This window comes from Bradyrhizobium sp. GW821-FHT12B03 (assembly GCF_058807535.1).
Map to the genome: position 1 here is coordinate 71764 of NZ_JBXAQU010000018.1, position 12850 is coordinate 84613.

Below are 12850 nucleotides of genomic sequence, written 5' to 3' on the forward strand. Positions count from 1 at the left end.
CGCAGTTCTCCGCACTGCATGGGAAATATGCAATCACCTGTTGCCCCGCAATCACACCACCGCGGAAAATTGGCGACCGGGCTGGCCACGAGAAATGTCGGCGATGGTCCACAGGCTGCGAAGCAGCTAATTATTTCCCGTTCGAAATAATTGGCGATGAATCGCATCGTATAGCAATCGAATTGCGCTGTGGAATTTGGAATGGCTGGGGCAGGCGGCTCGCGACCCGCGCAGCGGGCATTCTCGATCAGGACGTTGCCGTCGATGACGACGCTGATTGTGGCGACGGTGTTTCTCAACGGCGCGGCGCAGGCGCAGGATGCGACCTGGCTGCTCAATCCGGGGTCGGGCAACTACAACGCCTCCGCCAACTGGAGCCCGGCGGCGGTGCCGAGCGGCACCGCCTTCTTCGGTACGTCCAATACCACCACCCTGTCGATCTCCTCCACCACCTCGGTCGGCGGCTGGACCTTCAATGCCGGGGCGTCGAACTACAACTTTACAGTATCGAACGCCGTTGACCTGTTCTTCTCGGGCGCCGGCATCGTGGTCAATGGCGGCAGCGCCAGCCTCACCGGTGGTGGCCTGATTTTCTTGAACAGCAGCACCGCCGGCAACGCCAGCATTACCAACAACCTGTCTCTGCAATTCTACAACGACAGCACCGCTGGCACCGCCAATATCACCAACAATGGCATCGCGTCATTCGCCGACACCAGCACCGCCGGCAGCGCCACCGTCACCGCCAACGCCGGCGGCGGAGCCGTCTTCCGAGATTCGGCCAGCGGAGGAATCGCGCGTTTCATCTTGAACGGCACCGGCTATCTAGACGTCTCGCAGCTCGTGACGGGCGGTACCACCGCCGGTTCGATCGAGGGCGACGGTAATGTCTATCTTGGCTCGAAAATCCTGACCGTCGGCGGCAACAATCTCTCGACGACATTTTCGGGCGTCATCCATGATGGCGGCGTTGGCGGCGGCGCGGGAGCTTCGCTCGCCAAGACGGGCACTGGTACGCTCACACTGTCGGGTGCCAACACCTACACCGGCGGAACGACCGTCAGCGGCGGCCTGATCAACTTCAGCGCCGCCAACAATTTCGGCACGGGGCAGATCACGCTCAACGGCGGCGGCCTGCAATGGGCGGCGGGTACAACCACCGACATTTCCTCCAGACTGGCCGCCATCGGCAGCGGTGGCGCCACGTTCGACACCGGCGCCAACGTCGTCACCTTCGCCACTGCCCTGACCGGCACTGGCGGCCTGACCCTGACTGGCACCGGCACGCTGACACTGACGGGCGCCAACACCTATGCCGGCGCCACCACGGTCAACAGTGGTGTGCTGGCAGCGAACGGCACGATCGCGTCGGCCAATATCAACATCACCAGCAATAGCGCGGGCCTGATCTACCTGAACGCCAGCACGGCGGGCAGCGCTGGCATCACCAACGACGGACATCTGGTCTTCGCAGACACCAGTACCGCCGGCAGCAGCACGATCACCAGCAGCAACAACCTGCAATTCGGGGACTTTGCGACGGCTGGCGGCGCCGTCATCACCAACAACGGCGTTCTCATGGAGTTCGTCGACCACAGCACGGCCGGCAGCGCCAGTATCACCAACAATACCTTCCTGAGCTTTTTCAACAATTCCACTGCCGGCAACTCCGCCATCACCAACGGTGCGACCGGCTTGACGGATTTCAGTACCACGTTCGGTCTGAACAACGACGGCAGGATCCAGGCCGGCTCGATTGCAGGAGGCGGCACCTTCAGCCTCGGCCAGAACGAGCTGACGGTCGGCAGCAACAACCAGTCGACGAATGTCAGCGGCGTCATCGCCGACGGCGGTCTCGGTGGCGGTACCGGTGCCTCCCTGGTCAAGGTCGGCATCGGTACGCTGGCGCTGTCGGGTAACAACACCTATACGGGCGCCACCACGATCAACGGCGGCACGCTCGTGGTGAACGGCTCGATCGCGTCGTCAATCCTCACCACGGTAAATACGAACGGATACCTCACCGGCACCGGCACCGTCGGTGCCGCCCAGATCGCGGGAGGCTATTTCTCGCCGGGCGCCCCAGGTGGGCCAGGAACCTCCATGACCCTGGCAAGCCTCGCGATGCAGTCCGGGGCGTACTTCAACGTATTCGTCAATCCCACGACCTCCACCTTTGCCAATGTCACCGGCAACGCAGCGCTTGGCGGCGCCACCGTGAGCGCTAACTTTGCTGGCGGCTCTTACGTCGCCAAGCAGTACACGATCCTGAATGCGGGCAGCATCACCGGCACGTTCGATCCCACCGTGGTGAACATCGGCCTGCCGGCGAATTTCAAGACCTCACTGAGCTATGACGCCACTGCCACCCACGCCTATCTCAACCTGGTGCTGGGCTTCGCGCCGCCGTCTGGCAATCTGAACGGCAATCAGCAGAACGTCGGCAACGCGATCATTGGTTATTTCAACAGCAACGGCACGATCCCGATCGCGTTCGGCGGCCTGACGCCGTTCGGCCTGACGCAACTCTCCGGCGAAGTCGGCAGCGCGCCGCAGCAATCAACGTTCAACGCGATGAACCAATTCATGGGCGTAATGAGCGATCCCTTCATCGCGGGCCGCGGCGATCCCGTCAGTGCAGGCGGTACGCCGAACGCGTTTGCGGACGAGAGCCTTGCCTATGCGGCCAGGGGCAGGGGCCGCAGCGAGCGCGACGCCCATGCCGCCATCTCCACCAAGGCGCCGCCGGTTGCCCCCGCCTTCGAGCAGCGCTGGAGCGTTTGGGCGGCGGGCTTCGGCGGTTCGCAAGCAACCGATGGCAACGCCGCCGTTGGATCGAACAGCACCACCAGCAACCTCTACGCAACCGCCGTCGGCGCGGACTATCGCATCTCGCGCGAGACGCTGGTCGGCTTCGCGCTCGCCGGCGGCGGTACCAATTTCACGGTGGCGAATGCGCTCGGTGGCGGTCGCTCCGATCTGTTCCAGGCCGGCGCATTCTTCCGGCACAACGTCGGGCCGGCCTATATCACCGGCGCGCTGGCCTATGGCTGGCAGGACATCACCACCGATCGCACCGTGACGGTTGCCGGCCTCGATCGCCTGCGCGCCGCGTTCAACGCCAATACCTATTCCGGGCGGCTCGAGGGCGGCTATCGCTTCGTATCGCACGGGTTGGGCTGGACGCCTTATGCGGCGGCCCAGTTCACCACCTTCGACTTGCCGGCTTATTCCGAACAGGCAATCGTCGGCAGCAACCAGTTTGCGCTGGCCTACAATGCGAAGAGCGTCACCGACACCCGCAGCGAGCTGGGCTTACGCACCGACAAGGCGTTCGCCCAGGCCGACGGCATCGTCACGCTGCGCGGGCGGCTCGCCTGGGCGCACGACTTCAATCCGGACCGCGCCATCGGCGCCACGTTTCAGACGCTGCCCGGCGCGAGCTTCGTCGTGAACGGCGCGGCGATGGCCTCGGACTCCGCGCTGGTGACGGGATCGGTCGAGAAGAAGTGGCTGAACGGCTGGTCGGCCGCCGGCACGTTCGAGGGCGAGTTCTCGGACGTCACACGCTCCTACGCCGGCAAGGGCGTGGTGCGGTACGCGTGGTGATGTCAGCCTTAATTCGCTCCACCAGCCGGGATGGGTTCCATGCCGCTCGCAATGATCGTGTCGCGGGCGGCCGGTGAGGCGAGGAACTTGATCAAGGCCCGGCCGGCATCGGGTTCTTTCGAGACGGTCGCGATGCCGGCTGAGAAGATCGTGATCTTCTGCAACTCGTTCGGCAGCGGTCCGACGATGTCGATGCCCTGCACGGGCTTCAATTCGCTGATCTGCTGAAAGCCGAGTTCGGCCTCGCCGTGCGCGACGATCTCGCCGACCGGCGTTGCCGGAATCTTGCGTGCCTTGTCCTTCATGACGTCGGCAATGCCGAGCTTGTCGAACATCTCGGTCGAGACGTAGACGCCGCTGGCGCTGTCGGAATAGGCGATCGTCTTCGCCGCCAGCAGCGCGCGCTTGACTGCTTCGACCGAGCTGATGTCCGGCTTGGGCGCGCCCGACTTCACGGCGATCCCGATCGGCGATCTGGTCAGATCGACCTGGCTGCCGGCGACGACCTTGCCCTTGCTGGCGAGGTCGTTGAGGGCATAGCCCACCATGATCAGGACGTCGGCCGGCTCGCCGCGCTCGAGCCGCACGGGAATCGCGTTGGTGGTGGTCCCCATCGACGGCCCATATTCCGTCAGCACCTTGTTGCCCGTGGCTTTCTCGAATTCCGGCACAAGCGCCTTGTAGGCAGCCGTCAATCCGCCGGAGATCATCACCCGGACCTCGGCCGCATCGGACGCGCCGGTGAGCCACAGGACGCCCAGAAGACCCAGGGCAAGGTTCAGGGCAAGGTTGCGGAACGGTGCTGACATCGATTTCATTGTTGTTCTTCTCCTGCTAGCCCCGCCCGCGATAGGGTGCGACGCCTTGCTCCGGCACCCACAGGCCTTTCGGCACGCGTCCGGTCTGCCAGAACACGTCGATCGGGATGCCGCCGCGCGGGTACCAATAGCCGCCGATGCGAAGCCATTTCGGCTTGATCTCGGCGGCGATGCGCTTGCCGATCATCACGGTGCAGTCCTCGTGGAAGGCGCCGTGGTTCCGGAAGCTCGCGACGTAGAGCTTCAGCGATTTTGACTCGAGCAGCCACGCGCCCGGCGCGTAGTCGATCATCAGATGCGCGAAGTCCGGCTGGCCCGTCACCGGGCAGATCGAGGTGAATTCCGGCACCGTGAAGCGCACCAGATAGTCCGTCCCCTTCTGCGGATTGGGCACGCGGTCGAGCTGGGCTTCTTCCGGCGTCTGCGGCCATTCCACCGCGCGGCCGAGCTGGAGGGATTTCTTCGCCATCGTCGTCACATCCTTTTGCGGATGCCGGGATGGACGCAATTGGAGCCGCCGTCAACCGGCCGCGATTGTCTGGATCACGACGATCCGGTCGTTGCCGGACTCGCAGCCCCAGAGCTCGCCCGGCCTGCCGTCGAGCTGGCGGACATTGGCATTCGGCTTGTTGCTGGCGACGACGTTGAACCGCTCGGTCGCGGGATCGAACCGGACGATGGCGTTGGCGGAGAAATCGGTTAGCCAGACCTTGTCCTTGTCGTCGACATACACCGCATAGGCACGAGGACGTTCGCCCGGCAGCTTCCAGGTCTTCCAGGAGCCGTCAGCGGGATCGTGCACCGACACATGGCCGCTGTTCCACTCGCTGACCCAGATGCGGCTGTTCGAATCCGACCAGACACGCCGCGATCCCTGGTTCGGCGTCGGCGGCTCGACCACATTGGCGTTGCCGGTCGCAAGATCGATCTTCGCGATATAGCTGCCGGCGAGCGAGGCGTACCAGACGTCGCCCTTGGGCGTCACCGTGATGCCATAGGGGCCGACACCCCTAGGCGCCCGGAAAACGTTCATCTCGCCCGACTTGGGCGCAAGCCGGCCGTAATAACCGGACTGTCCGGTGAACCAATAGGTGCCGTTCTTGTCGAACACGCCGGTGTTGAGATTGGCGGAGGCGAACTTTTCGGGCAGGCGGAACAACGTGACTTTCAAATCCGCTGGATCGACCCGTGCGATCGCGTTCTGGCCGCCCTCGGTGACCCAGGGCGCGCCATCGGGGCCGATCGTCACGCCGTGCGGAGCGGCACCCTGACCGAGGCCGACCGTCTTGAAGCTGCCATCCTTGGGATCGAGCCTTCCCAGCATGCCCTTGCCCTGCGCCGTGAACCAGACGGCGCCGTCGGGGGCGGGGGCGAGATCGTGCAGGCCGATGCCGGCACTGATAGGGAAATATTTCGTCCGGAACGGGCCTTCCTGCGCAAGAGACGGGCGGACCGCGAGGAGGGCGGCGCTCGAGGCGAGAAACTGGCGGCGATTCATGGCGTTACCCCGACTGTTTCAGATTGAGGTTAGGCGCACGGACGCGACGCCCTCAACCATAATCTGAGGCGCTCCGGGCGTCAGTCGAAGAGGCTCGTCCAAGCGTTCACATTTGCTTGCGGCCCGTGTAAGACCCGCGGCACCGATCAGCCCTAACGAACGGAAGTGCACATCATGACCGCCATCATCGACATCATCGGCCGCGAAATCCTCGATAGCCGGGGCAATCCCACCGTCGAGGTCGACGTCGTGCTGGAAGATGGCGCGCTTGGCCGTGCCGCCGTGCCATCAGGCGCCTCCACCGGCGCCCATGAGGCGGTGGAACTGCGCGACGGCGACAAGGCTCGCTATCTCGGCAAGGGCGTCACCAAGGCGGTGGGCGCCGTCAACGGCGAGATCTTCGAGGCTTTGAGCGGCCTTGATGTGGAGCAGCAGGCCCAGATCGACCAGATCATGATCGATCTCGACGGCACACCGAACAAGAGCCGGCTGGGCGCCAACGCCATCCTCGGCGTCTCGCTCGCCTGCGCCAAGGCGGCCGCGAACTCGCTCGACATGCCGCTCTACCGTTACGTCGGCGGCACCTCGGCGCGGCTGCTGCCGGTGCCGATGATGAACATCATCAATGGCGGTGTGCATGCCGACAATCCGATCGACTTCCAGGAGTTCATGATCCTCCCGGTCGGCGCCTCGTCCTTTGCCGAGGGTCTGCGCTACGGCGCCGAAGTCTTCCACACGCTGAAATCCGAATTGAAGAAGGCCGGCCACAACACCAATGTCGGCGACGAGGGCGGCTTTGCCCCGAACCTGCCGTCGGCGGACGCAGCCCTCGAATTCGTCATGAATGCGATCGGCAAGGCCGGCTACAAGGCGGGCACCGACATCGTCCTCGGCCTCGACTGCGCCTCGACCGAGTTCTTCAAGGACGGCAAGTACGTCTATGAAGGCGAGGGCAAGACCCGCTCGATCTCCGAGCAGGCCAAATATCTCGCCGACCTCGTCGGCCGCTATCCGATCGTCACCATCGAGGACGGCATGTCGGAAGACGACATGGACGGCTGGAAGGAGATCACCGACCTCATCGGCAAGAAGTGCCAGCTGGTCGGCGACGATCTCTTCGTCACCAACGTCAAGCGCCTCGCCGACGGCATCAAGGCCGGCCGCGCCAACTCGATCCTGATCAAGGTCAACCAGATCGGCACGCTGACCGAGACGTTGGCCGCCGTCGAGATGGCGCACAAGAATGGCTACACCTCCGTCATGTCGCACCGCTCCGGCGAGACCGAGGATTCCACCATCGCCGACCTCGCGGTCGCCACCAATTGCGGTCAGATCAAGACCGGCTCCCTGGCGCGTTCCGATCGCACCGCCAAATACAACCAGCTCCTGCGCATCGAGCAGCAACTCGGCAAGCAGGCGCTCTACGGCGGCAGGGCGGCACTGAAGGCGCTGGCGTAAGCCAGCGTCACCGCGCGAAAGCGCGAAAAACGAAGACAGCGGAGGATCGACATGAGCGACGGCAAGACCGGACTGCAACTGCGTTCGCTGATCAAGAAGAGCGGTGAGCTGGAAATCTCGCTTGCCGACATGCCGACCCCCGAGCCCGCGGACGACGAGGTCGTCGTCCGCGTCGAGGCGGCGCCGATCAATCCGTCCGACCTCGGCCTGCTCGTCGGCGCCGCCGACATGAGCACGGCCAAGGCGTCCGGTACGAAAGAGGCGCCAATCATCACCGCGAAGGTGCCTGACGGTGCGATGCGTGCGATGGGCGCGCGGCTCGACCAGTCCCTGCCGGTCGGCAATGAAGGTGCCGGCGTCGTGATCAAGACCGGCTCATCGGATGCCGCGAGGGCGCTGATGGGCAAGACGGTCGCGATGATCGGCGGCGCCATGTATTCGCAATACCGGACCCTGAAGGCGCGGGACTGCCAGCCGTTGCCCGAGGGCACGACGGCGGCGGAGGGCGCCTCCTGGTTCGTCAATCCGCTCACCGCGCTCGGCATGACCGAGACCATGCGGCGCGAGGGCCACAAGGCGCTGGTGCACACCGCGGCCGCCTCCAATCTCGGCCAGATGCTGAACAAGATCTGCCTTGCGGACGGCATCCCGCTCGTCAACATCGTGCGCAGCAAGGAGCAGGCGGACATCCTGAAGAAGATCGGCGCCAAACACGTCGTCGATTCCAGTGCGCCTGATTTCCTCGACGATCTCACGGCCGCGCTGGTCGAGACCGGCGCCACCATCGCCTTCGATGCCATCGGTGGCGGCAAGCTCGCCGGCGACATCCTCAATTGCATGGAGATCGCGATCAACAAGACCGCGAAGGAATACAGCCGCTACGGCTCCAGCGTGCACAAGCAGGTCTATGTCTACGGCGGGCTCGACGTCCGTCCGATCGAGCTGCCGCGCGGCTTCGGCATGGCCTGGGGCGTCGGCGGCTGGCTCTTGACCCCATTCCTCCAGAAGATCGGTCCGGCCGATATCGGACGGCTGCGCCAGCGCGTCGTGAACGAACTGAAGACCACCTTCGCCAGCCACTACACCAAGGTCGTCTCGCTTCCCGAGGCGCTCGATCCCGCCAACATTGCGGTCTACGCCAAACGCGCCACCGGCGAAAAATTCCTCATCAACCCGAACAAGTCGTCGTGATGTGCGACGGCGTCCGGGGCCTGATCGAATTCAGGCCTGAGCGGTGGGGCGGATAACGATCTCGCCGACATCCACATTATCCGGCTGCCCTATCGCGAAAGCCATGGCTTCCGCGATAGCGCTCGCTGGAATGGCCAGCGCCTTCATGCTCGCTTGCCCTTGCTCCCGTAGCGCGGAATCCGTCATGGAGGATGGAAGCTCGGTGTCGACATAACCGGGGGAGATGGTCGTCACCCGAAGCGATGGGCCGGCCTCCTGACGAAGCCCTTCGGAAATCGCCCTGACGGCGTTCTTCGAGCCCGCGTAGACGGCCATTGTCGGAACGATCTTGATGCCGGCGGTCGACAGGGTGTTGACGAAATGGCCGAAGCCCTGACGACGGAAGACGGGCAAGGCCGCGGCGATTCCGTAGAGCACGCCTTTCACGTTCACGTCGATCATGTCGTCCCAGTCGTCGACCCTCAGATCGTCCAGATGCGAAATCGGAGCAATCCCCGCATTATTGATCATCACGTCCAACTTTCCGTATCGGTCTGTTGCGAGTCCGACGAGCCTGGCGACGTCCTCGCGTCGCCTGACGTCGGTGACGAGATATGACGCCTTTCCGCCCTTTGACGCGATGCTCGCGGTCAGCATCTCCAGCCTGTCGGAGCGCCGTGCGCCGAGGACCACGATGGCGCCACGCTCTGCGAGACGCCGGGCGGCGGCGTCGCCAATTCCGCTGCTGGCGCCCGTGATGGCGATGACCTTGCCCGCGATGCCTGTCATAGGGTGTTCCATCCAATTCGTTGCGAGATGAAATTCGCATCGGTCGCGAGGATGATCTATGCTCGAAATGCTCGAAAATCGTCGAGATCGGATCAAGCCTTGGACAAACTTTCGGACAGGCAGCTCGACATGCACCTGGACATGACCTCGGACCCGTTGTCTCAGGTCTTCTCGCTCCTGGACGTTCGCGCGGCGCGTTGCACGAGGTTCGAGGCGGGCGGCAATTGGTCGTATCGGTTCCCGGCAAAACCTGCCCTGAAGTTCGGCGCGGTCATCCGAGGTGATTGCTGGATCGATTTTGGCGACGAAGCCCGTCATCGGCTTGCCACCGGCGACTGTTTTCTTCTGGCCAATGCACCCGGCTATGTTCTTGCCAACGACGAGCGCCTCGCTCCCGAAGACGGGATAGCGGCGTTCGATTGGACGCAGTCGGATGTCGCCCGTCACGCGGGCAGCGATACCGTTCTGCTCGCCGGGAGTTTCGGCTTCGAAGCGTCTGACGCCGAGTTGCTGCTCGATGCGCTCCCTCGCATTTTGCTCATACCATCTCGCAGTCCGTCGGCGTCAGTCATTCATTCCACGCTCCAGATTCTCGATCTTGAAATCAGGGGGACGGGAATCGGCGCGGCCGTACTCACCGACAGGCTCGCCGACGTCTTGCTCGTCCAGGTGCTCCGCGCGGCGCTGGATCAGAGTGCCGGAGAGGGTTTTGGATGGATCAACGCGCTGGTCGATGCCAGGATCGGCAAGGCAATCAGGCTGATGCACGAAAACGCCGCTCACCCCTGGACCCTGGACGCATTGGCCGACGCGATCGCCATGTCGCGATCCGCGTTTTCGAAGCGGTTCAAGTCGCTGGTGGGGCTGACGCCGCTCGACTACCTTCTTCGATGGCGCATGCGGCTTGCACGCGATCAGCTAAGACGTGGAGCGACCGTTTCGGCAACCGCCGCGCAGCTGGGATACGCGTCGGAGAGCGCCTTCGGACATGCCTTCAAACGGGTCTACGGCCGTGCGCCGAAGCGATACTGGCGTGGACAGGCCACGGACGAAAAATTCCCCAACGCTCCAAATAAATTATCGTGATCTGCGACGGCACGTCACCGAAGGAAGGTCTTGCCTTCTGAGCGAAGCGGGAGATTATTCCGCCGCCATTGAAAGCGGAAAACCGCAAGGGCTCAGAAGGGGACCTCTCCATGACCGATCTCAATCGCCGTCATCTGCTCGCAGGCGCCGCCGCCATCGGTGCGGCTGCCGCCACCGGACTTCGACCGACCATTGCCAATGCTGCAGTGCCGCAAGCCGGGACGCAGGCGCCCGGCTTCTATCGCTACAAGGTCGGCAGCTTCGAGTGCACCTCGATCAATGACGGCGCGCGCACCTTCCCGATGCCGGACAAGTTCGTCGTCAACGCGCCCAAGGACGAGGCGCTTGCCGCGGGCGAGGCCGCCTACATGCCGAAGGGCATGGTCACGGTGCCGTTCAACCCGCAGCTCATCAACACCGGATCCAAGCTGGTGCTGATCGACGCCGGCAACGGCGTCGCCAATCTCGAGCCCAGCAAGGGCGCGGTCGGCCGCACGCTGCAAAACCTCCAGGCCGCCGGCGTCGACCCGAAGAACATCGACGTCGTGCTGCTCTCGCATCTGCATCCCGACCACACCAACGGCATTCGCCTCGCCGACGGTGCGCTCGCTTTCCCGAATGCGGAGATCATGGTGCCGGGCAAGGACTGGGAGTTCTGGACCAGCGAGGACAACGCTGCCAAGGCCGAGTCGAGCCCGATGATGAAGAACTACTTCGCCAACGTGAAGAAGACCTTCGCCGGCCTCGAGTCCAAGGTCACCAAATACGAGTGGGGCAAGGAGGTCGTATCAGGCATCACCTCGATCGCCACGCCCGGCCACACCCCCGGGCACACCTCTTTCGCGGTCGCATCGGGCGACGCCAAGGTGCTGATCCAGTCCGACGTCACCAACATTCCGGAGTTCTTCCTGCGCAATCCGGACTGGCACGTGATGTTCGACAACGACGCCGCGATGGCGCAGGAGACGCGCCACAAATTCTACGACATGGCGGCGGCCGAGAAGGCGACCGTGATCGGCTTCCACTTCACCTTTCCCTCGGTCGGCCATGTCGAGAAGGACGGCGCCAAATATCGCCTGATCCCGTCGGCCTGGAATCCGACGATCTGATCTTGGTTGCGGACTTGCTCGAAACATCAGGCCGCCGCTTGGCGGCCTGATCGTTTTGGGAGACCATCTGCTTTCGCGAAACTCAGCGTTTCCAAATCGGGCCGGTTCATGCACTTGCATTGATTGGTCGAGGCCGCTTAAGTGCCGCCCGGCACTCCCGCTCAAGTCTTCGAGGACCCCCCATGGCCTACAATATCGTCGTTATCGCCGGCAGCCTGCGCAAGGACAGCTTCTCGCTGAAGATCGCCAATGCGCTCGCCAAGCTCGCGCCGGCCTCGCTCAAGCTCGAGGTCGTCACGCCGGCGGGCATCTCCTTCTTCAACCAGGACCTCGAAGGCGCGCCGCCCGCGGACTGGCTGGCCTTCCGCGACAAGCTCCAGAAGTCGGACGGCGTCCTGTTCGTCACCCCCGAATACAATCGCGCCATCCCCGGCGTGCTGAAGAACGCCATCGACGTCGCCTCGCGGCCCTATGGCAAGAGCTCGTTCAACGGCAAGCCGGTCGGCATCATCTCGAACTCGCCGGGTCCGCTCGGTGGCGTCAGCGCCGCCAAGACCCTGCAGAACATCCTGCCGGGCATTTCAGGCCCGATCATGCAGCAGCCCGAGGCCTATCTGAACGCCGTCGGCGACGCCTTCGATGCCGACGGCAATCTGGCCAAGGACGCGCTCAAGACCGTGCTCCAGGCCTATATCGACGCCTTCGCCGCGCACGTGGCCAAGCATCACGGCTGAGCCCAACACCAGTTCATCGTCATGGCCGGGACAAGGCCGGGCATGACGATGACGGTTGGTGGCGCGGGCAGGGGGGGGCATTAGCTCTCCCTTAACCAAGCTGCCCCATCTTCCCAAGGATGGTTTCCCGCGCGCGCCTCAAATCGATCCTGACCGGTCTTGCCCTCTATGCGATGGCGGCTGCCATCGTCGGCTATTTCGGCGTCAACGCCTATACCGGCAAATACGGCCTCAACGCCCGCCAGGAACTCGACCAGGAGATCATCGCGCTCACGAGCGAGCTGGCCCAGCTCAAGCGCGAGCGCGCCAGGAGCGAGCAGCGCGTCTCGCTGCTGCGTTCCGCGAGGATCGATCCCGACATGCTGGACGAGCGGGCGCGCTTCCAGCTCGACTACGTCAATCCGCGCGATCTCGTCCGGATGATCCCGCCGAACTAGCGCTTGCGCGGGTTTCGATACTGGTATCGCAATCCGGCGCCGCGCTGGCCGCTTCCTTCTCCAGCACGCCAAAAGTCGCAAGACCGCAGTGGCTTTGCCGCCTTGACGGAGCAGCACCGGTGAGGGCATGGCTTGCGCGGCG

Annotated in this window: 11 protein-coding genes; 7 read left to right on the top strand and 4 right to left on the bottom strand. The window is 63.9% G+C overall.

The window, feature by feature from the left end; translation table 11 throughout:
- Positions 1-264 precede the first annotated feature (264 nt).
- On the top strand, positions 265-3609 hold the full coding sequence (locus AC1RUR_RS28580; RefSeq protein WP_492850234.1) for an autotransporter outer membrane beta-barrel domain-containing protein: 3345 nt from the start codon (positions 265-267) through the stop codon (positions 3607-3609).
- 8 nt (positions 3610-3617) lie between these two features.
- Here the strand turns inward: AC1RUR_RS28580 and AC1RUR_RS28585 are convergent, their stop codons facing one another.
- From AC1RUR_RS28585 to AC1RUR_RS28595, 3 genes are read right to left on the bottom strand one after another with little or no spacing between them, the layout of a single operon-like run.
- Positions 3618-4427, bottom strand: a complete 810-nt coding sequence (locus tag AC1RUR_RS28585) for a substrate-binding domain-containing protein (RefSeq protein WP_492850236.1) — start codon at positions 4425-4427, stop codon at positions 3618-3620.
- A gap of 16 nt (positions 4428-4443) precedes the next feature.
- Entirely contained in the window at positions 4444-4896 is a 453-nt protein-coding gene (gene queF, locus AC1RUR_RS28590) for a preQ(1) synthase (protein ID WP_492850238.1), read from the bottom strand.
- A 51-nt stretch (positions 4897-4947) separates the two neighbouring features.
- Positions 4948-5925, bottom strand: coding sequence for a Vgb family protein (locus AC1RUR_RS28595; RefSeq protein ID WP_492850240.1), 978 nt, complete (start codon positions 5923-5925; stop codon positions 4948-4950).
- A gap of 174 nt (positions 5926-6099) precedes the next feature.
- Here AC1RUR_RS28595 and eno point away from each other — a divergent pair, with 174 nt between their 5' ends.
- Together eno and AC1RUR_RS28605 are read left to right on the top strand one after the other, a co-directional pair.
- Positions 6100-7383, top strand: a complete 1284-nt coding sequence (eno, locus tag AC1RUR_RS28600; RefSeq protein WP_492850242.1) for a phosphopyruvate hydratase — start codon at positions 6100-6102, stop codon at positions 7381-7383.
- Between the two features lie 51 nt (positions 7384-7434).
- Positions 7435-8574 carry a zinc-binding dehydrogenase gene (locus tag AC1RUR_RS28605; RefSeq protein ID WP_492850244.1) on the top strand — a complete coding sequence of 380 codons (1140 nt, stop codon included), beginning with the start codon at positions 7435-7437 and terminating at the stop codon, positions 8572-8574.
- A gap of 30 nt (positions 8575-8604) precedes the next feature.
- Here AC1RUR_RS28605 and AC1RUR_RS28610 read toward each other — a convergent pair whose 3' ends face one another.
- Positions 8605-9342: an SDR family oxidoreductase gene (locus AC1RUR_RS28610; RefSeq protein WP_492850246.1), complete on the bottom strand. Its 738-nt coding sequence runs from the start codon at positions 9340-9342 to the stop codon at positions 8605-8607.
- A gap of 141 nt (positions 9343-9483) precedes the next feature.
- On the opposite strand from AC1RUR_RS28610, the gene AC1RUR_RS28615 reads away from it, so the two are divergent.
- The 4 genes from AC1RUR_RS28615 to AC1RUR_RS28630 all read left to right on the top strand — a co-directional run bounded on the left by AC1RUR_RS28615 (position 9484) and on the right by AC1RUR_RS28630 (position 12708).
- Entirely contained in the window at positions 9484-10428 is a 945-nt protein-coding gene (locus AC1RUR_RS28615; protein ID WP_492850435.1) for an AraC family transcriptional regulator, read from the top strand.
- Positions 10429-10538: 110 nt separating this feature from the next.
- Positions 10539-11537 (top strand): MBL fold metallo-hydrolase, encoded by a 999-nt coding sequence (locus AC1RUR_RS28620; protein WP_492850248.1) that lies wholly within the window; start codon positions 10539-10541, stop codon positions 11535-11537.
- Between the two features lie 182 nt (positions 11538-11719).
- Positions 11720-12271 carry an NADPH-dependent FMN reductase gene (locus AC1RUR_RS28625; protein ID WP_492850250.1) on the top strand — a complete coding sequence of 184 codons (552 nt, stop codon included), beginning with the start codon at positions 11720-11722 and terminating at the stop codon, positions 12269-12271.
- 119 nt (positions 12272-12390) lie between these two features.
- Positions 12391-12708, top strand: a complete 318-nt coding sequence (locus AC1RUR_RS28630; RefSeq protein ID WP_011087554.1) for an FtsB family cell division protein — start codon at positions 12391-12393, stop codon at positions 12706-12708.
- The last annotated feature ends 142 nt before the right edge of the window (positions 12709-12850 follow it).

Bases quoted from the DNA above. Each gene is read 5' to 3' on its own strand.
- AC1RUR_RS28625 (WP_492850250.1), top strand. From the start codon at position 11,720: ATGGCCTACAATATCGTCGTTATCGCCGGCAGCCTGCGCAAGGACAGC.
- eno (WP_492850242.1), top strand. From the start codon at position 6,100: ATGACCGCCATCATCGACATCATCGGCCGCGAAATCCTCGATAGCCGG.
- AC1RUR_RS28585 (WP_492850236.1), bottom strand. From the start codon at position 4,427: ATGAAATCGATGTCAGCACCGTTCCGCAACCTTGCCCTGAACCTTGCC.
- queF (WP_492850238.1), bottom strand. From the start codon at position 4,896: ATGGCGAAGAAATCCCTCCAGCTCGGCCGCGCGGTGGAATGGCCGCAG.
- AC1RUR_RS28630 (WP_011087554.1), top strand. From the start codon at position 12,391: ATGGTTTCCCGCGCGCGCCTCAAATCGATCCTGACCGGTCTTGCCCTC.
- AC1RUR_RS28605 (WP_492850244.1), top strand. From the start codon at position 7,435: ATGAGCGACGGCAAGACCGGACTGCAACTGCGTTCGCTGATCAAGAAG.
- AC1RUR_RS28595 (WP_492850240.1), bottom strand. From the start codon at position 5,925: ATGAATCGCCGCCAGTTTCTCGCCTCGAGCGCCGCCCTCCTCGCGGTC.
- AC1RUR_RS28620 (WP_492850248.1), top strand. From the start codon at position 10,539: ATGACCGATCTCAATCGCCGTCATCTGCTCGCAGGCGCCGCCGCCATC.
- AC1RUR_RS28580 (WP_492850234.1), top strand. From the start codon at position 265: ATGACGACGCTGATTGTGGCGACGGTGTTTCTCAACGGCGCGGCGCAG.
- AC1RUR_RS28610 (WP_492850246.1), bottom strand. From the start codon at position 9,342: ATGACAGGCATCGCGGGCAAGGTCATCGCCATCACGGGCGCCAGCAGC.
- AC1RUR_RS28615 (WP_492850435.1), top strand. From the start codon at position 9,484: ATGACCTCGGACCCGTTGTCTCAGGTCTTCTCGCTCCTGGACGTTCGC.